At 46.6% G+C, this 328-nt stretch carries 1 pseudogene; it reads right to left on the bottom strand.

The window, feature by feature from the left end:
* Positions 1–193 (bottom strand): annotated as a pseudogene (locus tag CWC14_RS18875) (hypothetical protein); the annotation flags it as partial.
* Positions 194–328 lie beyond the last annotated feature (135 nt).

Genomic DNA, 328 nt, shown 5'->3' with positions numbered 1-328 from the left:
GAGCTTCTTGGCTGAGTGCTCTGTACTTATGCATACCCTGTTGCTGGCGGTAAAAACGCTGAAGGGCAAGCTGTGGTTTATGCAGCTGACAAAGGCTTTGTCTCCTTACTTGCTGTTCCAACAAAGGGTCACAGATGATATTAACCAATTGGTAAAACGTGCGACGTAAATAAAGCTCTTGTAATAAATACATCTGTCGAGCTCCATAGTAGCGAGCCCAATGCAAACCCGTTTCAATAAACTGTGCAACTAAGTTGGGTGCTTGGCCTCGCTGACACCGCGATAGACGGCGCAGTTGAGCTCCAAGAAATTCAAGCGAAATCTGTGG

Source organism: Pseudoalteromonas sp. S3260 (assembly GCF_005886925.1).
In the GTDB taxonomy this organism is placed as follows: domain Bacteria; phylum Pseudomonadota; class Gammaproteobacteria; order Enterobacterales; family Alteromonadaceae; genus Pseudoalteromonas; species Pseudoalteromonas tetraodonis.
This window is presented reverse-complemented; position numbering and strand designations above follow the sequence as displayed.